The sequence below is a fragment of the Treponema endosymbiont of Eucomonympha sp. genome (assembly GCF_001028545.1).
This window is the reverse complement of the sequence record NZ_BBPW01000549.1, coordinates 1-484: the sequence shown is the minus strand read 5'-3', so window position 1 is coordinate 484 and position 484 is coordinate 1. Positions and strand designations below refer to the sequence as shown.

The following is a 484-nucleotide window of genomic DNA, read 5'->3' as shown; positions in this document are numbered from 1 at the left end:
TAAGCAAGGGCTAATCGAATTTTTACTCAAACCCTTCAGATAAGCAGCCGCTTATAAAAGGTTTTTTCATGCTTCGTGCATAAATCCTGAAACAAATCTCCATAAAAGACAACACGAAGGCTTTTACCGTTTCTAAAAGAAGGTTTTATGCATAACCCTCAAAAACTGATATGCGCTATTCGAGACGTCTTCGTAGCGGCGCTCATCATGTCGGCGTGTTCTGTTTCAGCTTCTGTGTTTTCCTGTCGGACAAACGGCGCGGGTTTTGCCGTGACAGTGCTGTCCGGGGATTTTTCCGCGCCGGAACTGCGCTCGTTTTCCGCGGAAAACGCCGGAAGCCTGCTTGTCGAGTTTTCCGAAGCGATTACCGCTGTCGATTTGCACATAACAACCAGCGACAATAAACTGTATGCCGACGGAACGCGGATTAATGCAGAGGCTGACCCAAAATTCGTAGCGCTTTCGCTGTCAAAAAAACTATGCG

1 protein-coding gene is annotated in these 484 nt (G+C 47.1%); it reads left to right on the top strand.

Annotated features, from left to right (window positions below):
• Positions 1–147: 147 nt before the first annotated feature.
• Positions 148–484, top strand: a 337-nt coding sequence (locus AWU74_RS12145; RefSeq protein ID WP_187150961.1) for a hypothetical protein, incomplete at its 3' end; no start/stop codon positions are given.